This is a genomic window from Actinotalea caeni (assembly GCF_009733795.1).
Taxonomy (GTDB): Bacteria; Actinomycetota; Actinomycetes; order Actinomycetales; family Beutenbergiaceae; genus Pseudactinotalea; species Pseudactinotalea caeni.
Map to the genome: position 1 here is coordinate 1 of NZ_WNXX01000018.1, position 23,408 is coordinate 23,408.

The window sequence follows — 23,408 nt, forward strand, 5'->3', positions numbered from 1 at the left end:
ACCGCCCGAGCCGACGCGCTGGCCCCATGGCTCAAGCACTACAACTACGCTCGAGCCCACACCGCCTGCGGAGGCAAGCCACCGATCAGCCGACTGTCACCAACGTGCTGACCGAGTACAACTAGGCGCCGTCGGCCCCGCGGGCCGCGAGCCACTCGGCGCGGGTGAGCTCGTAGACCACCTCGCCGTGCTCGGAACCGGGCAGCGGGTCCTCCCACTCGCGCACCTCGGTGCGCACGTGGCGCATGCCGAGCTTGCGCATGACGCCGCGGCTGGCGGCGTTGACCGCCATCGTCTCGGCCCAGAGCCGCTCCAGGCCCACGGCCGTGAAGCAGTGCTCGACGACGGCCCGGGCGCCCTCCGTCGCCAGCCCGCGCCCCCAGCGGTCGCGCCGGACCCGCCAGCCGAGCTCCGCCGTCGTGGGCCGCTCGGGCACGGGGCGCGACGGCGAGGCGTCCCACCACCCGACGAACTCGCCGTCGACGAAGCCCACCCAGTAGCCGAGGCCGGTGCGGTCGGCGTCGGTGTCGGCGCAGCGCGGGCCCCAGAACTCGGCGATCTCCTCGGGCGTGCGGGCGCGGCCGAGGAGGTAGCGCATCACCTCGGGGTCGGTGTCGAGCTGCTCAAGCAGCGGCAGGTGCTCGGGCCGCATCGGTCGCAGCTCGAGGCGCGCGGTGCGCAGCACCGGGCGCGTGGTGGCGGTGTCCGTGTTCGTCATCGGCCCACTCCTACCACCCGGGCGGGGGTCGGTGCGGAGCGATTTTCGTCGTCACGCGACGAGGCCCGGAGCCGTGACGGCTCCGGGCCTCGGTCATCCCGGCGGGTCGGCGAACGACCCTAGAAGTCCCAGTCCTCGTCCTCGGTGTTGACGGCCTTGCCGATCACGTAGGAGGAGCCGGAGCCTGAGAAGAAGTCGTGGTTCTCGTCGGCGTTGGGGGACAGCGCCGAGAGGATCGCGGGGTTGACGTTGGTCTGGTCCTTCGGGAACAGGCCCTCGTAGCCCAGGTTCATGAGCGCCTTGTTGGCGTTGTAGCGCAGGAACGCCTTGACGTCCTCCGTGAGCCCCAGCGGGTCGTAGAGGTCCTCGGTGTACTGCTCCTCGTTCTCGTACAGCTCGAAGAGCAGCTCGAAGGTGTAGTCCTTGAGCTCCTGACGGCGCTCGGGGGAGGCGTCCTGCAGGGCGCGCTGGTACTTGTAGCCGATGTAGTAGCCGTGCACCGCCTCGTCGCGGATGATCAGTCGGATCAGGTCCGCGGTGTTGGTGAGCTTGGCGTGGCTCGACCAGTACATCGGCGCGTAGAAGCCCGAGTAGAAGAGGAACGACTCCAGCATCGTGGAGGCGACCTTGCGCTTCTCCGGGTCGTCGCCGCGGTAGTAGTCGAGGACGATCCGGGCCTTCTCCTGCAGGTTCTCGTTCTCCTCGCTCCAGCGGAACGCCTCGTCGATCTCCTGGGAGGAGATCAGCGTGGAGAAGATCGAGGAGTAGCTCTTGGCGTGCACCGACTCCATGAACGCGATGTTGGTGTACACCGCCTCCTCGTGCGGGGTGCGCGCGTCCGGGATGAGGCTGACCGCGCCGACGGTGCCCTGGATGGTGTCGAGCATCGTGAGCCCGGTGAACACCCGGGTGGTCATGCGCTGCTCGTGCTCCTTGAGCGTGTGCCAGCTCTGGATGTCGTTGGAGAGCGGCACCTTCTCGGGCAGCCAGAAGTTGCCGGTCAGGCGCTCCCAGACCTCGAGGTCCTTCTCGTCCTCGATGCGGTTCCAGTTGATCGCCGACACCCGGCTCACGAGCCTCGGCTTGTCGCCGTGGGCTGCGGTCACTGCGGTCACGTCGTCACTTCCTTGCACGGTTCGTCCGAGGGCCTCCTCGGACCGGGGCGGTGGCCCCTCGGGTCATGGACTGTCTGTTCGTGCCGGGCGCGGCGGCCGCCCGGCGGTGGCGCGGGGGCTCGCGCCCCCGCGCCGCGGCGTCACAGCATGCAGCTGACGCAGCCCTCCACCTCGGTGCCCTCGAGCGCCATCTGGCGGAGCCGGATGTAGTAGAGCGTCTTGATGCCCTTGCGCCAGGCGTAGATCTGCGCCCGGTTGAGGTCACGAGTGGTGACGGTGTCCTTGAAGAACAGCGTGAGGCTGAGCCCCTGGTCCACGTGCTGCGTGGCAGCCGCGTAGGTGTCGATGATCTTCTCGTAGCCGATCTCGTACGCGTCCTGGAAGTACTCCAGGTTGTCGTTCGTCATGAACGGCGCCGGGTAGTAGACGCGCCCGATCTTGCCTTCCTTGCGGATCTCGATCTTGCTCGGGACCGGGTGGATCGAGGAGGTCGAGTTGTTGATGTAGCTGATCGAGCCGGTCGGCGGCACGGCCTGCAGGTTCTGGTTGTAGATGCCGTGCTCCATGACCGAGGCCTTGAGCGCGCGCCAGTCGTCCTGCGTGGGGATGTGCACGTTGGCGTCGGCGAACAGCTGCGCGACCCGCTCGGTCGCCGGCTTCCACTCCTGCTCGGTGTACTTGTCGAAGAACTCACCGCTGGCGTACTTGCTCTTCTCGAAGCCGCCGAAGGCGCGGCCCCGCTCGATCGCGAGCTTGTTCGACTCGGTGAGGGCGTGGAACAGCACCGTGTAGAAGTAGATGTTGGTGAAGTCGATGCCCTCCTCGGACCCGTAGTGGATCCGCTCCCGCGCGAGGTAGCCGTGGAGGTTCATCTGGCCGAGGCCGATCGCGTGGCTGGACTCGTTGCCCTTCTCGATGCTGGGCACGGACTTGATCCTCGTCTGGTCGCTGACGGCGGTGAGCGCCCGGATCGCGGTGCCGACGGTCTTGCCGAGGTCGGGCGAGTCCATCGTCAGCGCGATGTTGAGCGAGCCGAGGTTGCAGGAGATGTCCTTGCCGACGTGGGCGTAGGACAGGTCCTCGTTGTAGGTCGACGCCGTCGACACCTGGAGGATCTCGCTGCACAGGTTCGAGTGCGTGATCTTGCCCTCGATCGGGTTCGCCCGGTTCACCGTGTCCTCGAACATGATGTACGGGTAGCCGGACTCGAACTGGATCTCGGCGATCGTGGTGAAGAACTCGCGGGCCTTGATCTTCTTCTTGCGGATCCGGCCGTCGTCGACCATCTCGTGGTACTTCTCGGTGACGTTGATCTCGGCGAACGGCACCCCGTACACGCGCTCGACGTCGTAGGGCGAGAACAGGTACATGTCCTCGTTCTTCTTCGCGAGCTCGAAGGTGATGTCGGGGATGACGACACCGAGCGAGAGCGTCTTGATGCGGATCTTCTCGTCGGCGTTCTCACGCTTGGTGTCGAGGAACCGCATGATGTCGGGGTGGTGCGCGTGCAGGTACACCGCACCCGCGCCCTGGCGCGCGCCGAGCTGGTTGGCGTAGGAGAAGGAGTCCTCGAGCAGCTTCATCACGGGGATGACGCCGGAGGACTGGTTCTCGATCTTCTTGATCGGGGCGCCGTGCTCGCGGATGTTGGACAGCAGCAGGGCGACACCGCCGCCGCGCTTGGACAGCTGCAGCGCGGAGTTGATCGCGCGGGCGATCGACTCCATGTTGTCCTCGATGCGCAGCAGGAAGCAGGAGACGGGCTCGCCGCGCTGCTTCTTGCCGGAGTTGAGGAAGGTCGGCGTGGCGGGCTGGAACCGGCCGGAGATGATCTCGTCGACCATCTCGAGCGCGAACTGCTGGTCGCCGTCGGCGAGCGTGAGCGCGACCATGACGACGCGGTCCTCGAAGCGCTCGAGGTAACGCTTCCCGTCGAAGGTCTTGAGGGTGTACGACGTGTAGTACTTGAACGCGCCGAGGAAGGTCTGGAAGCGGAACTTCTTCGCGTAGGCGTGGTCGAAGATCTGCTGGAGGAACTCGAACGGGTACTTGTCGAGCACCTCGCTCTCGTAGTAGCCGTGCTCGATGAGGTAGTTCAGCTTCTCCCGCAGGTTGTGGAAGAAGACCGTGTTCTGGTTGACGTGCTGCAGGAAGTACTGCCGCGCCGCCTCCTTGTCCTTGTCGAACTGGATCTCGCCGTTGGGGCCGTACAGGTTGAGGAGCGCGTTGAGGGCGTGGTAGTCCATCTCGCCCTGCGCGACCGCGGTTGGTGCGATCTCCTCGGTCTCGGTCAGCGTGGCAGCCACAGTCGTTCCATCCCCTCTCGGACGTTGTCCACGTCCTCGGTCGTTCCCAGAAGCTCGAACTTGTACAGGTGGGGCACGCCGCACTTCGCGGCGATGATGTCGCCGGCGATGCAGTAGGCGGACCCGAAGTTGGTGTTCCCCGCGGAGACCACGCCGCGCAGCAGCCGGCGGTTGCGCTCGTCGTTGAGGAACTTGATGACCTGCTTCGGCACCGCGCCCTGTCCGTTGCCGCCCCCGTAGGTGGGGACGAACAGCACGTAGGGCTCGGTGACGACCAGGTGCGGCTCGGTCGGACGCAGCGGGATGCGCTGCGCGGGCAGGCCGAGGCGGTCCACGAATCGCTTCGTGTTCTCCGAGACCGACGAGAAGTAGACGAGCGACAGCTGCTGGGTCGCGGTGCTCGTGCTCACGCTGCTCGTCTCCTCTCGGTGGTGCTCAGGGGTGGGCGCGCGAGGGTGCGGCAAGGCAACCCGTCCCGGGCCCTCCCGGTCGGAAGGTGGTGCTGCGCACCCCGCCCGGAACCGGTCTCGGACGGGGTACGCAGGGTCTGTGTGGAGCTGTCGGCGGTCGTGGACCGCCGGTGACGGCGTGACGCCGTCAGGCGATCGCGGCGCTCTGCTGGGAGGCGGCGACGAGGGCCTTGATGCGGTCGGGCCGGAAACCCGACCAGTGGTCGCCGTCGGCGAACACGACGGGGGCCTGCTGGTAGCCGAGGGCCTTCACCGACTCGAGGGCCTCGGCGTCCTTGCTGATGTCCACGATCGTGTACTCGAGGCCGTACTTGTTCAGCGCCCGGTAGGTGGCGTCGCACTGCACGCATGCCGGCTTGCTGAAAACGGTGATGGTCATCCGGGTTCCCCTCCCTGGCCGCGGCGGCCGCAGCTCGTGCCCTGTTCCTGCGCTGTGCAATCACCCGCCGACCCCGTCCGAACCGGCTCGCGAGGCCCGTGATCAGGGGCTTCGCGCCGTCGGACGACGGCGATGTAACTACAACTTTGTCATTCGGAGGCGGATGTGCTCCGCCCACGTCTTCGACACTACACCTAGTGGCCGACATCGCGCGATACCCCTAGGTGTTGTGTCTGGCGTGTCGCGGCCTGCGTGTCGTCCACACGTCGACGGCGTGTCGATGTGCACGATCAGGGCCCTCCTGTGGGTGGCTCGGGCAACCGTGTGGACAGGGCTGTGCACACCCCGCGGGAGGGGTGCGCGGGTCCACAGGAACGGCGCGATCCGGCGCCGTCGGGCGGTGGAGAAGTTCAACCTCGCGTGCACAGCTCGTCCACCCCGTCCACAGGCAACCGGGACGGCTCGCCGTCCCGGGTGCCCCACGCGCCCCTCGAGCCCCGCGGTGCCGGGAGGGCGCGGTGCGACACGCCGACGGCCCGCTCCCGGGTCGGGGCGGGCCGTGCGGCGGGGCGGTCAGGAGGTGCGGAGCCGGGCACCGAGGGCGTGCGCCCCGACGACGAGCCCGGCCGCCGCCAGCACGATGTCCTTGAACACGTACTGCGCCTCCAGGCTGGGGCCGCCGGCGTACATGAGGTCGGGGAACAGCACCAGCGGCGACATGATCCCGACGAGCGCCACGGCCAGCATCACGAGACCGACCTTGAGGAGCCTGCCGGTGAGCAGGGTGAGCCCGATCACGGTCTCGATCACCGCCGTCAGGAAGACGGCGGCCTGGCCGCCCACGAGACCGAGCGTGAGGACCTCGATCGTCGCCGAGGCGAGGTCCTCGGCCGGGCTGAGGCCGGGCACGAGCTTCGGGATCCCGAAGGCCACGAAGACCAGGCCCAGGCTCACCCGCAGCAGCGTCACGCTGTGGGCGGCGAGCAGGTCGCGGGTGCGCGCCACCAGGCGTGACGGCGGGCGGTCCGGGGCTTGTGAGGGCAGTGGTGCGGTCGTCCAGGTCGACATGGTGCGCTCCTTCGTGTGCGGGTGGTTGACGACGTCGTCCACGCTCCCGGGAACGGGCCTCGCTGCCATCGGCCCGTGAGCGTCACCTGCGCTACGCCTCGGCGCGGAGCGGGCGACGTCCGGCGACGTCCGGCGTCGACCCTCGTTCACGCGGCGACGCCCGGCGGGCCGACGCGCGCCTGGGGGCTGACCCCCAGGGGTCGACCGCGACCGGGCGGGGAGAGCACGTGGCCTCGGGCTCCGCACGCACGACGACGGCGGTCACGGCGCCGCCGATCAGCAGCAGCCAGACCAGCGGGAAGATCCAGAACGGGAACGGCGGGCCGTAGCCGCCGTGCCAGGGGCCGTCGGCCAGGACCTGCGTGACGATCTCCATGGGGAGCCTCCTTCGTGTGGGGATGCCACCAGCGTCCGGCGCCGGGGCTCCGTGCGGATCCGCCGGGGTGCGTGACTCCGGGTACGTCCGGTGACGTAGGGGGTCGGCGCGGAGCAGCCGGGACGCGCGGGTGTCATGCACCGCGACCCGCAGTACGTGGACGAGCCCGCGCCAGGACTGTGGTGCGGGCGCTTCGTGGCTCTCGACCTCGTCGGGCGTCTGGCGACTGTTGCTGCACCGCTCGGCGGGGGCGCGACGCCCGTCACCGGCTCCGGGATGGGCCTGCCGGGCATGCGCGACCGCGTCGCCGCCGCGGGCGGCACCCTCGACATCGACCCCGGCCCGCCACGGTTCGTCGTGCGGGCCACGCTCCCGACGGAGGAGGCCCCGTGATCTCGGTGCTGATCGCCGACGACCAGGACATCGTGCGCCGCGGGCTCCGCGCACTGATCGAGGACGAGGACGGCCTGGAGCTGGTCGCCGAGGCCGCCGACGGCCTCGACGCCGTCGCTCTCGCGCGCCGGCACCGCCCCGACGTCGTGCTCATGGACATCCGGATGCCCGGCGTCGACGGCCTGGAGGCGACCCGGCGCATCGGCGCCGCGCCCGAGCTCGAGCACACCCGCGTCATCGTGCTCACGACCTTCGAGACCGACGCGTACGTGCTCGACTCGCTGCGCTTCGGCGCCAGCGGCTTCCTCCTCAAGGACGCCGGGCCCGACGAGATCCTCGCGGCGATCCGGGTGGTGCAGGAGGGGCAGGCGCTGCTCGCGCCGTCGGTGACCCGCCGAGTGGTGAGCGAGCTGCTGGAGGCCCGGGCGCGCGTGCTCACGCCGCACCCCAGGATCGGTGACCTCACCGCGCGCGAGCGCGAGGTCGTCGCGCTCGTCGGGCGCGGACTGTCCAACGACGAGATCGCCTCCGAGCTCGTGCTCAGCCCCGCCACCGCACGCACCCACGTGAGCCGCGCGATGATCAAGCTCGGTGCACGCGACCGCGCGCAGCTGGTCGTGTTCGCCTACCAGTCGGGCCTCGTGGACTGATCCCAGGCCCGCACCGCCGTCAGGCCGACGCCGCCTCCCGCAGCCACGCCAGGAGCGCGAGCGGGTCGTCGGCGGTGCCGCCGTCGACACCCCACGCCAGCGCACGCTCGAGATCGTCCCGCTCGCGCAGCGGCCAGGCGTGCACCTGGTAGCCGAGGCCCTGCCAGTGCGCGACGTGCTCGGGCGTCAGGCCGGTCCAGTGGCAGTAGAACGCGCTCGCCGCGATCTCCGCCAGCGCGGCCGCGAGCGCGGGCTGCCCGTCCGCGTCGGGGTGCGACCCGACGATCAGCCCGCGCGGCACGTCGGGCAGCAGCGTGCGCAGCGCCACCAGCGGCTCCGGGTGGAAGCTCGTCACCCACGTGCGCGCGGCGTGCGCGGGGTGCGACCGCAGGAACGCTGCGAAGGCCTCGACGCACGCCGGTGCCTTGATCTCCGCCTGGATCTCGACGCTCGTCGCCTCGTAGGCCTCCGCCAGCGTGACGACCGGGAGCCCCGAGGCGAGCGGGATCTCGCGCAGCTCGGCGAGGGTCAGCTCCGCCACCGGCCCGTGGCCGCGCCCGCGCTCGTCGGCCGCGACCCGGTCGAGGGTGTCGTCGTGCAGCACGACCAGCTCGCCGTCGGCGGTCATGCGGACGTCGAGCTCGATCTGGTCGACACCCGCCTCCTCGGCCAGCGCGAACGACGCGAGGCTGTTCTCGGGCCGGTGCGCCATCGCGCCCCGGTGGCCGACCGTGACGAAGCGGCGGCTCACGCGCCGGCCCGCAGCCGCACCTGCAGCCGCGCCGGAGCCGGCTCCAGCGTCGCGTTCGGGAGCACACCCGGCCCGCACGCGGCCGAGCCGACACCGTGCTGGGCGACGTCGACGTGCAGCCACAGGGCGCCGTCGGGCCACAGCTCGTGCGGGTGCCGCGCCGCCGCGAGCGCCTGGTCCGACCACGGCCGTGCCGTGAGCTCGACGCCGTCGATCTCGTCGACGCCGAGCGTCACCTCGCCGGCTCGCAGCTCGAGCGGACCTGCGGCGAGCCCGATCCTCGCGCGGGTCACGCCGCGCCGTGCGCCGTTCTCCTGCGGGTGCGTGTACCGGGTCTGCAGCTCCTCGACCGTGTGGCGGTAGCGGCCGAACAGCGCCGCCTTCGCCGAGTCGGCGTAGGACTCGCCCGGCCCCTGCCCGACCCAGTCGACGACGACGTCGCCCGCGCCCTCCTGCTCCAGCGCCAGCAGCCACCCCAGCCGCGGCAGCGGCCCCGCCCAGCGGCCCTCGGGCACCAGGTCGAGCGTGACGTCGACCGTCTGCGGGTCCTCGGCGTCGGCGCGCCACGTCCAGGTGACCGCCAGCCCGCACTCGCTCGCCGCGCCGGCGAGCCGGCCCGTGACGACGAGCGCCTCGCCCTGCTCGTCGGTCTCGACCGTGACGTCGTCGAGCCGCTCGCGCAGCCGGGTCAGGCCCGCCTGCTCCCACAGCCGCGCGTCCTGGCGGCCGGGCCCGTTGTCGGCGGCGTCGTTGTCGGTCGGGGCGCGCCACGCGTCGGCGCGCGACGTGCGCACCGGGGTGCCGCCGAGGGAGACGAGGCGACCTGCGCCGTCGAACCGCGCCGGGCCGACGGCGAAGCCGTCCTCGCCACGCTCGACCGACCCGGACACCGGCGCCAGCGGCGCACGGCCCTGCACGTGCAGCTGCCCCGCGCCCAGCTCGGCCGGCACGTGGTCGCCGCTCTCGCGGCTGACGGCGCGCACCAGCCACCAGACGTCGACGTCGTCGCCCACCTCGGGCACCTCGATGCCGGCGGCCTCGAGCGACACGATCGCCGACTCGCCCGGCTCCAGCACCCCGACGGCGTCGCTCAGCGAGCCCTCCGCGAGGGTCTCGCCGTCGGCGCTCAGCGTCCAGCGCAGGTCGACGTGCTCGGTGGTGCGGAACGCGTAGCGGTTGCGGATCTCGATCGCGCCGTCCAGGCCCGGGAACTCCTCGATCCGCACCGGCGCGTACACCGCCGCCATCTCCACCATGCCGGGCGACGGCGTCCGGTCCGGCAGCAGCAGCCCGTCGGCGATGAAGGTGCCGTCGTGCAGCTCCTCGCCGAAGTCGCCGCCGTAGCCGTAGAAGGGCGTGCCGTCCGCGTCGCGGGTCGCGATGCCGTGGTCGATCCACTCCCACACGAAGCCGCCCATGAGGCGCGGGTACGCCTCGAACACCTCGTCGTAGTCGCTGAAGCCGCCCGGCCCGTTGCCCATCGCGTGCACGTACTCGCACTGGATGAACGGCAGCGTGCGCCGCCGGGCCGCGGTCTCGCCGTCGATCGTGTCGTCGGGCTGGTTGCGCTGCAGCGCACGGTCCTCGCCGCGCCCGATCTCCAGCGTCTCGGCGACCGAGGCGTACATGCGGGAGTAGACGTCGGTGTGCTCCGCCGTCCAGTCGCCCTCGTAGTGCAGCGGGCGGGAGTCGTCGATCTCGCGGATCGCGGCGGCCATCTCGCCGAGGTTGCGGCCGACGCCGGCCTCGTTGCCGAGCGACCACATGACGATGCTCGGGTGGTGGGCGTCGCGGCGGACCATGCGCTGCACCCGGTCGACCAGCACGTCGCGCCAGGCCGGGGAGTCGGTCGGGTTGTCGCGCCACCCGTTGGGCTCGAAGCCGTGGGTCTCCAGGTCGTTCTCGTCGATGACGTAGAGCCCGTAGGCGTCGCACAGGTCGAGGAAGTGCGGGTGCGGCGGGTAGTGCGAGGTGCGGACCGCGTTGACGTGGTGGGTCTTCGCCAGCAGCACGTCGGCGAGCATCGTCTCGCGCGTGACGGCGCGGCCGCGGGTCGGCTCGAACTCGTGGCGGTTGACGCCGTACAGCTTGACCGGGGCCCCGTTGACGGTGAACACGCCGTCGACGATCGCGATCGTGCGGAACCCGACGCGCACGACGACGGTCTCGGCCGCGGTGCGCACCTGCGCCTCGTAGAGCCGCGGCGTCTCGGCGCTCCACGGCTCGACGGCGACGGTCGCCTCCTCGCCCGCGGCGAGCTCGAGCCCGAGCTCCGGGACGCTGACCGTCGCCTCGGCGTCGCCGAGCGTCTCGACGTCGATGCGCAGCGTGCCCTCGCCGGTCGTGTGGTCGTAGGAGGCGTCGACCGAGACGTGCTCGATGCCGCCCTCGGGCCGGTGCGCGAGCTCGACGTCGCGGAAGATGCCGGACAGCCACCACTGGTCCTGGTCCTCGACGTAGGTGAACGCCGACCACTGCGTCACCCGCACCGCGAGCAGGTTCTCGCCCGCCTGCACGTGCTCGGTGACGTCGATCTCGGTCGGCAGCCGGGAGCCGTGGGAGGTCGCGACCGGGGTGCCGTTGACGGCGACCTCGAACCAGGAGTCGACGCCCTCGAAGCGGAGCACCACGCGCCCGGAGCCCAGCCACGTCTCGGGGACCTCGACGGTGCGGCGGTACTCACCGGTCGGGTTCTCCCGCGGCACGTTCGGCGGGTCGACGGGGATCGGGAACAGCACGTTCGTGTAGGCGGGCTTGCCGTAGGGCCACGCGTCCGGCGCACCCGCGAGCTGCCAGTGCCCGGGCACCGCGATCGTGTCCCAGCCCGCGCCGACGTCCGCCGAGTCCGCGCCCGTACGCGCCTCGTCGAAGAGCCGGAACCGCCACTCGCCGTTCAGGTCGAGCGACTCGGCCGTGCTCGCGCCCGCCGGCGGCCGGAACCGTGGCCCTCGCACCCCGGCGGGGACGACGACGTCGGTGTGGGTCGGGAGCGAGCTCATCGACTTCTCCTGAGGGTTGAAAGAATCCGTCCGCAGGAGCCTAGTGGCGCCTCCTGCGGGTCCTGGCACCGCAGCGCCGTGCTCATCAGCGGACGCGATGAGCAGGCCTACTACGGTGGCCGCATGACGCACGCCGCCCCTTCCGCCGCCGACGCCGTGCTCGCCGGCCTCCCCGGTCTCGACTGGCTCGAGAGCACCTACACCGACCTGCACGCCCATCCCGAGCTGTCGCACCGCGAGCACCGCAGCGCCGCGATCTGCGCCGCCCGGCTCCGCGAGCTCGGCTTCGAGGTGACCGAGGGCATCGGCGGCACCGGTGTCGTCGGGGTGCTGCGCAACGACCGCGACGGCGAGACCGGCCCGGTGGTGGTGTTCCGGGCGGACATGGACGGGCTGCCGGTCGCCGAGGCGACGGGGCTGCCCTACGCCTCGACCGACGTCGGGCTCGACCGCCACGGCGTGGAGTGGCCGACGATGCACGCCTGCGGCCACGACTTCCACATGACCTGGCTGCTCGGCGCCGCCGCGCTGCTCGCGGGGGCCCGGGACGCCTGGTCGGGCACCTTCGTCGCGCTCTTCCAGCCCGCCGAGGAGACCGGCGACGGCGCGGTCGCGATGGTCGAGGACGGTCTCGTCGACCGGCTGCCGCGGCCGGACGTCGTCATCGGGCAGCACGTCGGCGCCGAGCGCGCCGGCAGCGTGCACCTGCGGCCCGGGCCGGCGATGTCGCGCTCGGAGAACCTCAAGATCGTCGTGCACGGCAAGGGTGGGCACGGCTCGATGCCGCACTACACGATCGACCCGGTCGTCGTCGCGGCCGCGATCGTGACGCGGCTGCAGACCGTCGTGGCGCGCGAGCTCTCGCCGTTCGAGTTCGGCGTCGTGACCGTGGGCATGCTGCAGGCGGGCACGAAGGCGAACATCATCCCGGCCACGGCGGAGCTGCACGTCAACATCCGTTCCTACGACGACGGCGTGCACGACCGCCTCGTCGAGGCGATCACCCGGATCTGCCGCGGCGAGGCGGCCGCGGCCGGCTGCCCGGCCGAGCCCGAGATCAGCTCCTACGACCGGGTGCCCCTGACCGACAACGACCCCGACGTCGTCGCCACCGTCCGCGCGGCGCTGCTCGACGCCGGACTCGAGGTCGTGCACGGCGAGCAGATCACCGGCAGCGAGGACTTCTCCTGGCTGCCGCGCGCCTGGGGCGTGCCGTACGCGTACTGGTTCATCGGCGGCTGGGACCCGGCCGCCTACGACCAGGCGGTCGCGACCGGCACCGAGCGGGACATCCCGAGCAACCACTCGCCGTACTTCGCGCCCGTCATCCACCCGACGCTCGAGACCGGGGTGCGCTCCGCCGTCGCCTCCTCGCTGGCCTTCCTGGGGCGATGACCACGCCGTGACCGAGCTGCCGCCAGGCCTCGCCGACGACCCCTTCGACCACCAGGTCACCAGCTCGGGCCAGGTGCGGGTGTTCCGCGGCGGGCGGCTGGTCACCGTGATCGGCGGCCGCGACGCCGCCCGCCTCGCCGCCCGGCTCGAGGACGCCGACGAGGTGCGGCGCCAGCACCTGCTCGCCCGCGCGACCGGGAACTACCGGCAGGGCAACGAGAAGCGCCCGCACCGCTGACCTCCGGCACCTGCCGCGGCCGGGACGCAGTGCGACAGACTGGCCCGATGGAGCTGAGGGTGTCGGCGTACGCGGTGGTCGTCCAGGACGGACGCCTGCTGCTCGCGCACTGGAACGACCACGGCGCGTCGGGGTGGACGATGCCCGGTGGCGGGATCGAGCCCGGCGAGGACCCGGCCGACGCCGCGGTGCGCGAGGTGCGCGAGGAGACCGGCTACGACGTCGAGCTCGACGAGCTGCTGGGCATCGACTCGCTCGTGGCGCGCCGCGTCGACGGGCGCACGGCGCACGCGCTGCGCGTGCTCTACCGCGCGCGGGTGGTCGGCGGCACGCTCGCCCACGAGCGCGACGGCTCGACCGACGAGGCCGCCTGGATACCGCTGGCGGACGTCGACGACCTCGACAGGGTCGGGCTCGTCGACGTCGCGCGGCGCATGGCGGGGCTGCTCGACGGGTAGCGCCGCGCCCCGCTCATCACCTCGACCCAGCGCGCGAGGCTGGCGGCCCGGGCCGACCGGGCGGAACGTGCGGACATCGCGGACACCTCCTGCACGACAGGAGTGGTGCGGCCCCGAGGTGATACCCGCTCAGCCGCCCAGCACGCCGTGCCGCGCGAACGACTCCTCCGCCGCGCCGTCGACCCGGATCGCCACCTGCTCGCCGCTCATGTCGGTCAGCTGCTGCCGGCGGCCGTCGGCGCCGAGGAAGTACACGTGCGGGCTGAGCGCGCCCGGCGCCCCCTCGTACTGGCTGCGCGCGAGACCGACGAGCCCGCGCACCGCCATCACGGTCCCCGGCCCGGCGATCGGGTGGATCGCGGCGACGTGCCGGTTCGGCACCACCGCGACGACGTCGGTCGACGGCGCGGCGCCGATGCGCTCCAGCAGGTCGGGGAGCACGAGCACGCGCGAGGGGCCGAAGTAGTCGTCGGTGTCGAACACGTGGATCGTCGCGTCGGCGCGCGAGTCGTCGGCGGTGATCGGGTGGTGGCTCATCGCCGGCAGCGCGCGGATGTTCGCGAGCGCGAGCGCGCGGATCTCCTCCCAGCTGCCCAGGTTGTCGATGCTCGAGACCTCCTCGATGTGCTCGGGGTGGTCGACCGCGACCATCGGCACGATCCCCGGCAGCACCGGCTCGCCGTACTCGGGAGGCCGCGGCAGCCCGTCCACGGACCGCAGCCGCAGGTAGAGCCGGTCGCGGACCTGCGCGAGCGAGCGCGGCCCGGGCGCGTCGATCGAGGCGTTCATGATCCGGGCGAACTCCGACACCACCTCCGGCCAGTGCTCGCGCGGCGTGCGGCGCAGCGTGGCCTCGACGTTCGTGAGCCCGAACGCGCGGCCGTCGATGCCGCGCAGCACCCCGGCGCCGTCGGGCACGAGCTCGCGGCCCAGCCGCGCGAACTCCTGCCGCACCATCGCGACGACGCGCGCGCGGTCCTCCTCGTCGAACGGCTCGGCGCCCGGGTTCCCCGTGGGCGGGCCCTCGCCGCTCCCCCGAGGTGGTGGCGTCCGGTCACCGCTGTCGGCCCGCTTGCGGAACCGGTCCATCCATCCCATGCGACCAACATGTCAGGGATCGCGGCCGAGCACGATGGGGAGGCGGACCCTCGGACACGATCGGTGCGCACCGCGGCCACGACCGGACCGCCGCGGACCCCGAGCCGCGACCCTGGACCGGTCCCCACGAGGTTGTTCAACCATCCGGTTGACAACCCGTGCACCGGCGTCTACCGTTCTTCTCAACCGGATAGTTGAGGACGGCTGATGACGGACACGCTCTCCCAGGTCTTCGCCGCACTCGCCGACCCGACGCGGCGCGACATCGTCGCGCGGCTCGCGACGGCGGACGCGTCGGTCACCGAGCTCGCGGCGCCCTACGACGTCAGCGTGCAGGCGGTCTCCAAGCACCTCAAGGTGCTCGAGCAGGCCGGGCTGGTGACGAAGACCAAGGACGCGCAACGCCGTCAGGTGCACCTCGAGGCGGAGGTGTTCGACCTCATGACCAGGTGGATCGAGCGCTACCGGCGTGAGGCCGAGCAGCGCTACCAGCGGCTCGACGCCGTGCTGGCACAGATGAACGACGACAGCGACACCCAGCAGAAGGGACAGGCATCATGACCACCACCACGCGCCTCGCCGAGGCCACGATCGAGGCCGACGAGAAGGTGCCGGCCATCCGCATCACGCGCGACTTCCGGGCCACGCCCGCGCAGCTGCTGGCCGCGCACACCGACCCGGGGCTGTTCGCCCGCTGGGTCGGACCGAACGGCATGAACACCGAGATCGTCGTCTGGGACGCCCGCGACGGCGGCGAGTGGCGCTACGTCGCCCGGCGCGACGGCGAGGAGTACGCCTTCCGCGGCTGCTTCCACGAGGTCAACGATCAGCGCATCGTCCAGACGTTCACCTTCGAGGGCTACCCGCAGGGTGTCGCGCTCGAGACGCTGACGTTCGAGGACCTCGGTGACGGCTACACGCGGCTGCACGCGCAGTCGCTGTGCGACTCCTTCGAGGAGCGTGACGGCATGCTCGCCTCCGGCATGGAGAGCGGCGTCCACGAGGGCTACGCCAAGCTGGACGGCCTCCTCGCCGAGGGAGCCCGGTGACCCAGGGGTCGCTGACCGAGCTCGAGCCGGCCGAGCGGCACCGGCGGGTGGCCGCCGGCCTGGCCGCCGTCGCGGCGCAGGTCACCGACTGGGACGCTCCCTCGCCCGTGCCGCAGTGGCGGGCGAGGGACGTCGTCGGGCACCTCCTCGAGTGGTTCCCCGGGTTCCTGGCCGGCGGCGGCGTGACGCTGCCGGCCGGGCCCGGCCCCGACGACCCGGTCGCGGCGTGGCGGCACCAGGCCGACGCGGTGCAGGCGCTCCTCGACGACCCCGCGACCGCCGGGCGCACGTTCGAGCGCGACCACGTGCCCGCGCAGCCGCTCGCGGAGGCGGTCGACCGGTTCTACACCGCCGACGTCTTCATGCACACGTGGGACCTCGGCCGCGCGGCCGGCGTCACCGTCGCGCTCGACCCCGCCTGGTGCGCCGCCCTGCTGGCGGGCATGACCCCGATCGAGGACCTCATGCGCGCCTCGGGCCAGTACGGCCCTGCCGTCGCGGTGCCCGACGACGCCGACCCCCAGACCCGGCTCGTCGCGTTCATCGGCCGCGACCCGGGATGGATCCCCGCCGTCACACGGTCTTGAGCGCCGCGTGCACGGCGGCCAACGAGTCCTTGGCGTCGCCGAAGAGCACCTGGGTCTTGGCCGAGTACAACAGCTCGTTCTCGATGCCGGCGAAGCCCGGGCGCATCGACCGCTTGAGGAAGAACACCTGGCCCGCGGCCTCGGCGTCGATGATCGGCATCCCGTAGATCGGGGCCGACGGCTCGGTGCGCGCGGCGGGGTTGACGACGTCGTTGGCGCCGACGACCACGACGACGTCGGTCGACGGCATCGTCGGGTTCACCTCACCGGCCTCGACCAGCAGCTCGTAGCCGACGTTCGCCTCCGCGAGCAGCACGTTCATGTGGCCGGGCATCCGGCCCGCGACCGGGTGGATGCCGTAGACGGCGTCGACGCCGCGCTCCCGCAGCGCGTCCACGAGCTCGGCGACGACGTGCTGGGCCTGCGCGACCGCGAGCCCGTACCCGGGCACGACCACGACGCGGCGCGCGTAGCCGAGCGCCACCGCGACGTCCTCCGGGGTGGCGCTGCGGACCGGGCGGTCCGACGCCTGCGTCGACCCCGCCGTCGAGCTGCCCCGCAGCGCGCCGAAGAGGATCCCGCTCACCGACCGGCCCATGCCGCGCGCCATCGCGAGGGTGAGCATCGTGCCGGCGGCGCCGATGAGCGTCCCGGCGACCAGCAGCAGCACGTTGTCGACGGCCCAGCCGGTGCCGATGATCGCCAGCCCCGTCGTGGCGTTGAGCAGCGAGATGACGATCGGCACGTCGGCGCCGCCGACCGGCAGCACCAGCAGCACGCCGAGCGCGCCGGCGACGACGAGCACGACGACGCCCCACCACACCTGCCCGGTGGCTGCGACCACCGCGGCCCCGGCGATCGTGCCGATCACCGCGGCGCCGAACAGCACCGGTGCGCCCGGCAGCACGACGGGCCGCGCCGTCATCCACCCCTGGAGCTTGAGGAACGTCACCAGCGACCCGACCAGCGTGAGCGAGCCGATCGCGATGCCGGTCGCGATCGCGGTCCCGGCCATCGCGTCGCCCTGCACGCCGAGCACCTCGTGCTGGGTGAGCTCGATCAGCCCGATGAGCGCCGCGGCGCCGCCGCCGATGCCGTTGAAGATCGCGACCAGCTGTGGCATGTCGGTGATCGCGACGCGGCGGGCGACCGGCACCGAGACCACCGCGCCGGCGGCGATCGTCACCAGCACGATCGCCAGGTTCGCGCCGGCGAACTCCGTCGAGAGCAGCACGACCGCGAGCGCGAGCGCCGCACCCGCGGCGCCGATCAGGTTGCCGCGGCGGGCTGTGCGCGGCGAGGCCAGGCCTTTGATCGCGACGATGAAGCAGATCGCGGCGAGCAGGTAGCCGAACGCGGCGACGGGCGTGGGGAGCAGGGTCACTCGTCGCCCCCTCGCCGGCCCTGCGGCCTGCTGAACATCTCGAGCATCCGGTCGGTGACGACGAACCCGCCGACCAGGTTGATCGTGGCGAGCAGCACCGCGAGCGTGCCGAGCACGACGAGCAGCGGGTTGGTGGTCCCGGCCATCGCGGCGATCGCCCCGATGAGCACGACGCCGCTGATCGCGTTGGTGCCCGACATCAGCGGGGTGTGCAGGCGCGACGTCACCTTCGAGACGACCTCGGCGCCCACGAAGCCGGCGAGGACGAGCAGCGTCAGGGTCGTCATCGCGTCCATCAGCCGGCCTCCTGAGGCGCCACGTCGACGAGCATCCCCGCCAGCACCTCGTCGTTCGTGTCGACGGCGAGCGTGGCGCCCTCGCCCTCGGCGCCCGGGACCGTGAGGAGCTCGACGACGTTGCTCACGTTCTTCGCGTACAGCCGGGAGGCGTCGGTGGGCAGGTCGCCCGCCGCGTTCGCCAGCCCGACGAGCACGACGTCGCCGCCGCCGCGCGAGGACGGCACCCGCACCTCCGCGCCGGGCTGCGAGCCCTCGACGTTGCCGCCGGTGGCCGCCGCGAGGTCGACGGCGACCGAGCCCGGCCGCATCGCGGCGAGCATCTCGGTCGTCACGAGCCGGGGCGCGCGCCGGCCCGGCACCGCCGCGGTCGTGATGAGGACGTCGGCCTCGGCGATGTGCGGGGCGATCGCCTGCTGCTGGGCCTCGGCGGCGGTCGCCGCGAGAGCCCGTGCGTAGCCGCCCGACGCCTCGGCGGTGCCGACGCCGGCGTCGATGAAGGTGGCGCCGACCGAGCGGACCTCCTCGGCGGAGTCCGGGCGGATGTCGTTGGCCGCGACGGTGGCGCCGAGCCGGCGCGCGGTCGCGATCGCCTGCAGCCCGGCGACGCCGACGCCGAGCACGACGACCTTCGCGGGCGGCACCGTGCCCGCCGCCGTCATCGCGAGCGGGAAGAACCGCGGCAGCCGCACCGCCGCCTCCAGCACCGCCCGGTAGCCCGCGACGAACGACTGGCTGGAGAGCACGTCCATCGCCTGGGCGCGCGAGATCCGCGGCAGCCGCTCGAACGCGAGCGTGACCGTGCCGGCGGCGGCCAGCGCGGCGCGGCGCTCGTCGTCGAGCGCGCCGGCCAGGCCGAGCGTGATCGTGCCCGGCTGCAGCACCGCGAGCCGCTCGGGCTCGAGCGGCACGACGTGGGCGAGCAGGTCGGCGCCGCGCAGCGCGTCGGCGAGCGGGGCGCCCTCGAGGACCTCGGCGCCGGCGTCGGCGTAGGCCTCGTCCGGGTGGAACGCGTGCGTGCCGATGCCGGTCTGCACGACGACGCGGTGGCCGAGGCGGACGATCGTGCGCACCGCCTCCGGGGTGAGGGCGGCCCTCGTCTCGCCGTCCGGCTCCCGCAGGGCGACGAGGGTGCTCACACCCCCACCCTAGGGAAGACCGCGCGGTCGCCGCAGGACCTTCGCGGCGCCCAGGCCGAGCGGATCAGCCCCGCCCGACCGTGCTCTCGCGCACGACCAGCTCGAACCCCGCCTGGATCTCGCGCAGCGGCTGCGGCCCGGCGAGCCGCCGGGCGAGGCTCTCGACGGCGGCGCGGGCGATCTCGTCGCGCGCCGAGGCGATCGTCGTGAGAGTCGGTGTCGACACCCGCCCGTAGGGGATGTCGTCGAAGCCGACGACGGCGACGTCCTCGGGCACCCGCAGGCCGCGTGTGACCAGGGCGCGGATCGCGCCGAGCGCGAGCCAGTCGGCCGAGCAGAACAGGGCGTCGGGCACCTCGCCGCCCGCGGCGTCGTCGAGCAGGGTCGTGACGGCGGCCGCGCCCTCCTCACCGGTGTTGGCCGGCACCGGACGCACCCAGTCGGGCACGACCGGGAGACCGTGCTCGCGCAGACCCGCGAGGTAGCCGTCGCGGCGCACGTCCTCCGGGGTGTCGAGCGAGGCACCGATCATGCCGATCCGGCGGCGGCCGAGGCCGACGAGGTGGTCGACGACCGTGCGGCCCGCCGCGACGTTGTCGATGGCGACGTGGTCGGCGACACCCTCGGCCCGGTGCTCGCCGATGAGGACCAGCGGGGTCGTGTCGGCGCGGTCGCGGATCTCCTCGGCGCTCACGTGGATGGGGTCGAAGACGATGCCGTCGAGCCGCTGCGGGAACGTGCCCGCGAGCACCCGCCGCTCGGCCTCGGCGTCGCCGCGCGTCTGCACGATCAGCACGAACCAGCCGTACCGCTCGGCCTCCTCGAGCACGTGCATCGCGAGCGAGGCGAAGTAGGGCATGTCCAGGCGCGGCACGACCAGCGCGATCGTGCCGGCGCGGCCGAGCGCCAGGTTCCGGGCCGACAGGTTCGGCCGGTACCCCAGCTCCTCGATGGCCGCGAGCACCCGGTCGCGGGTGGCGGGGCGCACGACGCTGCGCTGGTGGACGACGTTCGTGACGGTCTTGAGCGACACCCCGGCGCGGTCGGCGACCTCGCGCAGCGTCACCCGCCCCACGCGCACCTCCGGCCTGCCGTCACGCGAGCACGCTACCGTCGCGCCGGGCTCAGCCGAGCGCGGCCTGCGCCTCGGCGACGACGGTCGCGGCCGCCGTCGCCGCGTCGGTCTCGCCGAACGCCACCTGCTCGTTCGCGCGCGAGAAGATGCCCATGATCTCGCCGTAGCCGACCGGCCAGGCGGGCGGCGGCGGGCCCACGCGGTCGGCGAGCTCCTCGACGTAGGCGATCGCCCGGCCGGCTGCGGAGTCGGGCTCGGCACCGAGCAGGTCGCGCGCCGCCTGCGACGGCGGCACGCCCAGGGTGAGCCCGATCGCCTCGACGGCGCGCGGGTCGTTGAGGAGGAAGTCGACCAGCGACGCGGCCGCCTCGGGCGCGGCCGTCCGGGCCGAGATGCACCAGAAGTCGAGCGCCTTGAGGAACATGCCGCCGAGGTCGCCGGAGGTGGCGGCCGGGACCGTGACGACCTGCAGCGGGTTCTCGGTGAGCGGCTGGTAGAAGGTGACCTGCTGCACCCAGCCCCACTGCATCGCGCACCGCCCCTTGACGAGCAGCGCGTTCTCGAAGCCCTGGGTCTCCGCGGTGAGGTCGGGCGGCGGCACCACACCGGCCTCGCGCCACGCCTGCCACATGGCGAACCACTCCTCGACGACCTCGGGCTCCACGGCCAGCGCGCCGTCGGCGGTGAACAGGTCCCCGGCGCGGTCGCGCGCGAACGGCTCGAACGCCTGGATGTTGCCGCCGTTGTCGTTGCAGCCGAAGGTGCCCTCGGGCGTCGCCTCGGCGAACCCGGTCGCGAGCGCGTCGAACTCCTCCCAGCTCCACCCGAGCTCGGGTGCGCTCAGCCCGGCGTCCTCCAGCTGCACCGGGTCGACGAACACGGCGAACACGATCGAGCTCTGTCCGACGCCGAAGGTGCCGCCGGCGACGTCGCCGCTCGCCGCGACGTCGGCGTCGAGACCGCTGGTGTCGATGGCGCCGCCGCCCAGCAGGTCGGCGACGTCGAGCAGCGCGCCGCGGCTCGCGTAGTCGTCGAAGTAGGTCATCGACATCCGGAACACGTCGGGCGCGTCGTTGCCCGCGGTCTGGGTGGCGAGCCGGTCCCAGAAGTCGTCGAACGGCGCCGACTCGGTGGCGATCGTCAGGTCCGGGTCGTCCGCGCCGAACGCCTCGAGCGCCGCGGCCATGCCGTCGTGCACCGGCTGCCCGCCGTACCAGGCGACCCGCAGGCCGTCGCCACCACCGGACCCGCTCGTGCCCCCGTCGCCGCCGCGGTCGCCGTCGCCGCCGCCCCGGCTGCAGGCCGCGAGCGCGCCCGCGCCGAGCAGGCCCAGGCCCGCGGTGAGGAACGTGCGTCGCTGCAGGTCGCTCATGTGGATCCCTCCGTCGTGCTGGTGCCGAGGTCGGCCCAGCGCCAGTTGTGCGGCACGGTCTTGGGGACGTAGGCACCCCGCGGCAGGTCGTCGGCGACGCGGATCATCCAGCGGCCGAGCAGCCGTAGCAGCTCGCCGCGGACGTCGGCGAGCCCGGGGTCGTCGGCGAGGTCGACGAGCTCGGCCGGGTCGCTCTCGAGGTCGTAGAGCTCGACGCGGCCGTCGGCGTCGAGCGTCAGCTTGTGCCGCCCCGCCCGCACCATCCGCGTGCCGCCGCTCATCGTCACCGTGTTGAGCTCGTCGAGCGTGGGGCCGTCATAGGAGAAGTGCAGCTCCGGGTGCTCGTCGTGGCGGTAGGGGACGCCGCCGTAGCCGAGCTCGGCGTAGACCGACCCGAACTCGGCGGGCGGTGCCGGCTCGCCGCGCAGCAGCGGCGCCAGGCTGCGCCCCTGCACGCCGTCGGGGATCGGGGCACCGGCCAGCTCGCACAGGGTGGGCATGAGATCGACGATCGAGACGGGCTCGGTGACCTGCGTGCCCGGCGCGACGCCGGGACCACTGATCTGCATCGGGATCCGCATCAGCACCTCCGGCATCCCCGCGCCCTTGCGCTGCAGGCCGTACTCGCCGACGAAGTCGCCGTGGTCGGCGACGTGCACGACGACCGTGTCCGCCAGCTGGTCGCCGAGGTGATCGAGCAGTCGCGCGACCTGGTCGTCGAGCAGCCGCAGCATGCCGAGGTAGGAGGCGCGGTAGCGGCGCCACCGGTCGTCGAACCCGGGTCGCTTGCTCTCGAACAGCTCGCCGAGCCAGCGGAACATCGGCCCCTTGGCGTCGCGCGCCTCGGGGCCGGCCAGGCGGTCGGGCACCTCGTCCTCGGGGAACAGCTCGAAGTAGGGCGAGGGCACCTGGTACGGGTTGTGCGGCTCCGGGAAGGACACCCAGCAGAAGAACGGGCGGTCGGGGTCGTCCGCGGTCAGCCGGTCGACGACGTCGATCGCGTCCGACACGATCCGGTACGGCAGCTGCCGCTCGAGCGGGAACGGCGTCGGCTCGGTCGCGACGCCGTGGTCGAGCTCGTGCAGCCAGGCGTCGAAGGCCCTGTCCTGCTCACCGGCCTCGCCCTCGCCCGTCGGACCGCGCTCGTGCCAGTAGGGCCCGCTCGCGACGTCGAAGTCGGTCAGCGGCCGGTGGATGTGCGGCTTGCCGGCGAACCCGAGGCCGTACCCCTGCTCGCGCAGCACGTCGAGCAGGTCGGCGTCGTAGAGCGCGTGCTCGCCGGTGCTGTTCTGGCGCACGCGGTGCGCGGTGGGGAACCGCCCGGTCAGCATGCTCACGCGGGCGGGCACGCACAGCGGTGCCGCCGTGTAGGCGTTGCGGAACAGGGCGCCCCGTGACGCGGTCGCGTCGAGCGTGGGCATGGTGTCGAGCGGGCAGCCGGTGGCCCGGGTGAGATCGGCGCGGTGCTGGTCGGTCATCACCAGCAGGACGTTCGGCTTCCCCGGCGACGGCACGGGCCTAGCGTCGCACAGATTCTAACGCTAGAATAGTGAGTTGGGTCACAGGTGTGTGGAAGCGCCTCGGTCCGGGACAAGCCGACGAGACCGGGCGGGACGGCGACCGGACGGCCGCGCGCGGCTGCGGGTCCGGTGCCGCCGTCGTTCGGTCTCGCCGGCGGGGGTCAGCGGATCTCGACCGTGAGCCGGTCGTCGCCCACCTCGGTGCAGACGACGGCGTACCCGGCCACCTCGAGCGCGTCGCCCTCGGCGCACGTCGCGGGCTGCCCGTCGATCGCGAAGCGGGCGGTGCCGTCGGCGGCACCCTCGAGCTCGACCGTGATCGTGTCGTCGAGCACCTCGGCCTGAGCGCCGGCGCCCGTGAGCGAGACCGTGCACAGGCCGTCACCGCACCGCGACGAGTAGGACGTGGCACCGCCGCACGCGGCGAGCGTCAGCCCCGTGAGGGCGGCGAGCGCCGCCAGGCGGGCGGCGGTCGAGGTGGTGCGGGCGGTGCGGGCGGTGGTCGTCATGGCGACCATCCTCGGGCACCGCCGAGGGTCGCCGGGCACCCGCCGACGGGCAGAACCACCCAC

General features: G+C 72.7%; 25 protein-coding genes and 1 pseudogene. 9 read left to right on the forward strand and 17 right to left on the reverse strand.

The window, feature by feature from the left end; translation table 11 throughout:
- Positions 1-111: pseudogene (locus tag GPA02_RS14280) on the forward strand (IS481 family transposase); the annotation flags it as partial.
- Between the two features lie 10 nt (positions 112-121).
- Here the strand turns inward: GPA02_RS14280 and GPA02_RS14285 are convergent.
- The 7 genes from GPA02_RS14285 to GPA02_RS14315 all read right to left on the reverse strand — a co-directional run bounded on the left by GPA02_RS14285 (position 122) and on the right by GPA02_RS14315 (position 6,432).
- Positions 122-718 (reverse strand): GNAT family N-acetyltransferase, encoded by a 597-nt coding sequence (locus GPA02_RS14285; RefSeq protein WP_156200811.1) that lies wholly within the window; start codon positions 716-718, stop codon positions 122-124.
- A 119-nt stretch (positions 719-837) separates the two neighbouring features.
- Complete coding sequence (nrdF, locus tag GPA02_RS14290; protein WP_204986631.1) at positions 838-1,824, reverse strand: class 1b ribonucleoside-diphosphate reductase subunit beta; 987 nt, start codon at positions 1,822-1,824, stop codon at positions 838-840.
- Between the two features lie 149 nt (positions 1,825-1,973).
- Positions 1,974-4,079: a class 1b ribonucleoside-diphosphate reductase subunit alpha gene (gene nrdE, locus GPA02_RS14295; protein ID WP_420809364.1), complete on the reverse strand. Its 2,106-nt coding sequence runs from the start codon at positions 4,077-4,079 to the stop codon at positions 1,974-1,976.
- A 44-nt stretch (positions 4,080-4,123) separates the two neighbouring features.
- Entirely contained in the window at positions 4,124-4,549 is a 426-nt protein-coding gene (nrdI, locus tag GPA02_RS14300; protein WP_170296854.1) for a class Ib ribonucleoside-diphosphate reductase assembly flavoprotein NrdI, read from the reverse strand.
- A gap of 187 nt (positions 4,550-4,736) precedes the next feature.
- Positions 4,737-4,988, reverse strand: a complete 252-nt coding sequence (nrdH, locus tag GPA02_RS14305; protein ID WP_156200817.1) for a glutaredoxin-like protein NrdH — start codon at positions 4,986-4,988, stop codon at positions 4,737-4,739.
- Positions 4,989-5,561: 573 nt separating this feature from the next.
- The gene (locus GPA02_RS14310; RefSeq protein ID WP_156200819.1) at positions 5,562-6,056 is read right to left on the reverse strand and encodes a DoxX family membrane protein; all 495 of its coding nucleotides are present in this window, start codon (positions 6,054-6,056) and stop codon (positions 5,562-5,564) included.
- Positions 6,057-6,147: 91 nt separating this feature from the next.
- Positions 6,148-6,432 (reverse strand): hypothetical protein, encoded by a 285-nt coding sequence (locus tag GPA02_RS14315; RefSeq protein ID WP_156200821.1) that lies wholly within the window; start codon positions 6,430-6,432, stop codon positions 6,148-6,150.
- Between the two features lie 135 nt (positions 6,433-6,567).
- Here GPA02_RS14315 and GPA02_RS14320 point away from each other — a divergent pair, with 135 nt between their 5' ends.
- Positions 6,568-6,825, forward strand: a complete 258-nt coding sequence (locus GPA02_RS14320; protein WP_156200823.1) for a hypothetical protein — start codon at positions 6,568-6,570, stop codon at positions 6,823-6,825.
- Entirely contained in the window at positions 6,822-7,475 is a 654-nt protein-coding gene (locus tag GPA02_RS14325) for a response regulator (protein WP_156200825.1), read from the forward strand. The genes GPA02_RS14320 and GPA02_RS14325 overlap by 4 nt, the downstream gene beginning before the upstream one ends.
- 19 nt (positions 7,476-7,494) lie before the next feature.
- Here GPA02_RS14325 and GPA02_RS14330 read toward each other — a convergent pair whose 3' ends face one another.
- Together GPA02_RS14330 and GPA02_RS14335 are read right to left on the reverse strand one after the other, a co-directional pair.
- Complete coding sequence (locus GPA02_RS14330) at positions 7,495-8,226, reverse strand: glycerophosphodiester phosphodiesterase (RefSeq protein WP_204986625.1); 732 nt, start codon at positions 8,224-8,226, stop codon at positions 7,495-7,497.
- The gene (locus tag GPA02_RS14335) at positions 8,223-11,225 is read right to left on the reverse strand and encodes a glycoside hydrolase family 2 TIM barrel-domain containing protein (protein WP_156200827.1); all 3,003 of its coding nucleotides are present in this window, start codon (positions 11,223-11,225) and stop codon (positions 8,223-8,225) included. Before GPA02_RS14335 ends, GPA02_RS14330 begins: the two co-directional genes overlap by 4 nt.
- 123 nt (positions 11,226-11,348) lie before the next feature.
- Here GPA02_RS14335 and GPA02_RS14340 point away from each other — a divergent pair, with 123 nt between their 5' ends.
- The 3 genes from GPA02_RS14340 to GPA02_RS14350 are packed head-to-tail and all read left to right on the forward strand — an operon-like array spanning position 11,349 to position 13,316.
- On the forward strand, positions 11,349-12,620 hold the full coding sequence (locus tag GPA02_RS14340) for an amidohydrolase (RefSeq protein ID WP_156200829.1): 1,272 nt from the start codon (positions 11,349-11,351) through the stop codon (positions 12,618-12,620).
- A 7-nt stretch (positions 12,621-12,627) separates the two neighbouring features.
- Positions 12,628-12,858, forward strand: a complete 231-nt coding sequence (locus tag GPA02_RS14345) for a hypothetical protein (protein ID WP_240134062.1) — start codon at positions 12,628-12,630, stop codon at positions 12,856-12,858.
- 47 nt (positions 12,859-12,905) lie between these two features.
- On the forward strand, positions 12,906-13,316 hold the full coding sequence (locus tag GPA02_RS14350) for an NUDIX hydrolase (RefSeq protein WP_156200831.1): 411 nt from the start codon (positions 12,906-12,908) through the stop codon (positions 13,314-13,316).
- 129 nt (positions 13,317-13,445) lie between these two features.
- Here the strand turns inward: GPA02_RS14350 and GPA02_RS14355 are convergent, their stop codons facing one another.
- Entirely contained in the window at positions 13,446-14,414 is a 969-nt protein-coding gene (locus GPA02_RS14355) for a hypothetical protein (protein WP_156200833.1), read from the reverse strand.
- 207 nt (positions 14,415-14,621) lie between these two features.
- Between GPA02_RS14355 and GPA02_RS14360 the strand changes: the two genes are divergently transcribed.
- From GPA02_RS14360 to GPA02_RS14370, 3 genes are read left to right on the forward strand one after another with little or no spacing between them, the layout of a single operon-like run.
- Positions 14,622-14,975 carry an ArsR/SmtB family transcription factor gene (locus tag GPA02_RS14360; protein WP_156200835.1) on the forward strand — a complete coding sequence of 118 codons (354 nt, stop codon included), beginning with the start codon at positions 14,622-14,624 and terminating at the stop codon, positions 14,973-14,975.
- On the forward strand, positions 14,972-15,463 hold the full coding sequence (locus GPA02_RS14365) for an SRPBCC family protein (RefSeq protein WP_156200837.1): 492 nt from the start codon (positions 14,972-14,974) through the stop codon (positions 15,461-15,463). The genes GPA02_RS14360 and GPA02_RS14365 overlap by 4 nt, the downstream gene beginning before the upstream one ends.
- The gene (locus tag GPA02_RS14370) at positions 15,460-16,050 is read left to right on the forward strand and encodes a maleylpyruvate isomerase N-terminal domain-containing protein (RefSeq protein WP_204986626.1); all 591 of its coding nucleotides are present in this window, start codon (positions 15,460-15,462) and stop codon (positions 16,048-16,050) included. The genes GPA02_RS14365 and GPA02_RS14370 overlap by 4 nt, the downstream gene beginning before the upstream one ends.
- On the opposite strand, the gene GPA02_RS14375 is transcribed toward GPA02_RS14370, so the two are convergent.
- The 7 genes from GPA02_RS14375 to GPA02_RS14405 form a co-directional block, all read right to left on the reverse strand.
- On the reverse strand, positions 16,037-17,434 hold the full coding sequence (locus GPA02_RS14375) for an NAD(P)(+) transhydrogenase (Re/Si-specific) subunit beta (RefSeq protein ID WP_156200839.1): 1,398 nt from the start codon (positions 17,432-17,434) through the stop codon (positions 16,037-16,039). The two genes, GPA02_RS14370 and GPA02_RS14375, sit on opposite strands and share 14 nt — an antisense overlap.
- Positions 17,431-17,730: an NAD(P) transhydrogenase subunit alpha part 2 gene (locus GPA02_RS14380; protein ID WP_156200841.1), complete on the reverse strand. Its 300-nt coding sequence runs from the start codon at positions 17,728-17,730 to the stop codon at positions 17,431-17,433. The genes GPA02_RS14375 and GPA02_RS14380 overlap by 4 nt, the downstream gene beginning before the upstream one ends.
- Complete coding sequence (locus GPA02_RS14385; protein WP_156200843.1) at positions 17,730-18,869, reverse strand: Rossmann-fold NAD(P)-binding domain-containing protein; 1,140 nt, start codon at positions 18,867-18,869, stop codon at positions 17,730-17,732. The genes GPA02_RS14380 and GPA02_RS14385 overlap by 1 nt, the downstream gene beginning before the upstream one ends.
- A gap of 64 nt (positions 18,870-18,933) precedes the next feature.
- Complete coding sequence (locus GPA02_RS14390; protein WP_156200845.1) at positions 18,934-19,944, reverse strand: LacI family DNA-binding transcriptional regulator; 1,011 nt, start codon at positions 19,942-19,944, stop codon at positions 18,934-18,936.
- A gap of 49 nt (positions 19,945-19,993) precedes the next feature.
- Positions 19,994-21,316, reverse strand: a complete 1,323-nt coding sequence (locus GPA02_RS14395) for an ABC transporter substrate-binding protein (protein WP_156200847.1) — start codon at positions 21,314-21,316, stop codon at positions 19,994-19,996.
- Positions 21,313-22,830, reverse strand: coding sequence for a sulfatase-like hydrolase/transferase (locus GPA02_RS14400; RefSeq protein ID WP_156200849.1), 1,518 nt, complete (start codon positions 22,828-22,830; stop codon positions 21,313-21,315). Before GPA02_RS14400 ends, GPA02_RS14395 begins: the two co-directional genes overlap by 4 nt.
- 167 nt (positions 22,831-22,997) lie before the next feature.
- Positions 22,998-23,345 (reverse strand): hypothetical protein, encoded by a 348-nt coding sequence (locus GPA02_RS14405; RefSeq protein WP_156200851.1) that lies wholly within the window; start codon positions 23,343-23,345, stop codon positions 22,998-23,000.
- Positions 23,346-23,408: the final 63 nt, after the last annotated feature.

Coding starts and splice junctions, on each gene's coding strand:
- GPA02_RS14285 (WP_156200811.1), bottom strand. CDS start 718: ATGACGAACACGGACACCGCCACCACGCGCCCGGTGCTGCGCACCGCG.
- nrdE (WP_420809364.1), bottom strand. CDS start 4,079: ATGGACTACCACGCCCTCAACGCGCTCCTCAACCTGTACGGCCCCAAC.
- nrdH (WP_156200817.1), bottom strand. CDS start 4,988: ATGACCATCACCGTTTTCAGCAAGCCGGCATGCGTGCAGTGCGACGCC.
- GPA02_RS14310 (WP_156200819.1), bottom strand. CDS start 6,056: ATGTCGACCTGGACGACCGCACCACTGCCCTCACAAGCCCCGGACCGC.
- GPA02_RS14315 (WP_156200821.1), bottom strand. CDS start 6,432: ATGGAGATCGTCACGCAGGTCCTGGCCGACGGCCCCTGGCACGGCGGC.
- GPA02_RS14320 (WP_156200823.1), top strand. CDS start 6,568: ATGCACCGCGACCCGCAGTACGTGGACGAGCCCGCGCCAGGACTGTGG.
- GPA02_RS14335 (WP_156200827.1), bottom strand. CDS start 11,225: ATGAGCTCGCTCCCGACCCACACCGACGTCGTCGTCCCCGCCGGGGTG.
- GPA02_RS14340 (WP_156200829.1), top strand. CDS start 11,349: ATGACGCACGCCGCCCCTTCCGCCGCCGACGCCGTGCTCGCCGGCCTC.
- GPA02_RS14350 (WP_156200831.1), top strand. CDS start 12,906: ATGGAGCTGAGGGTGTCGGCGTACGCGGTGGTCGTCCAGGACGGACGC.
- GPA02_RS14355 (WP_156200833.1), bottom strand. CDS start 14,414: ATGGGATGGATGGACCGGTTCCGCAAGCGGGCCGACAGCGGTGACCGG.
- GPA02_RS14360 (WP_156200835.1), top strand. CDS start 14,622: ATGACGGACACGCTCTCCCAGGTCTTCGCCGCACTCGCCGACCCGACG.
- GPA02_RS14365 (WP_156200837.1), top strand. CDS start 14,972: ATGACCACCACCACGCGCCTCGCCGAGGCCACGATCGAGGCCGACGAG.
- GPA02_RS14380 (WP_156200841.1), bottom strand. CDS start 17,730: ATGGACGCGATGACGACCCTGACGCTGCTCGTCCTCGCCGGCTTCGTG.
- GPA02_RS14395 (WP_156200847.1), bottom strand. CDS start 21,316: ATGAGCGACCTGCAGCGACGCACGTTCCTCACCGCGGGCCTGGGCCTG.
- GPA02_RS14405 (WP_156200851.1), bottom strand. CDS start 23,345: ATGACGACCACCGCCCGCACCGCCCGCACCACCTCGACCGCCGCCCGC.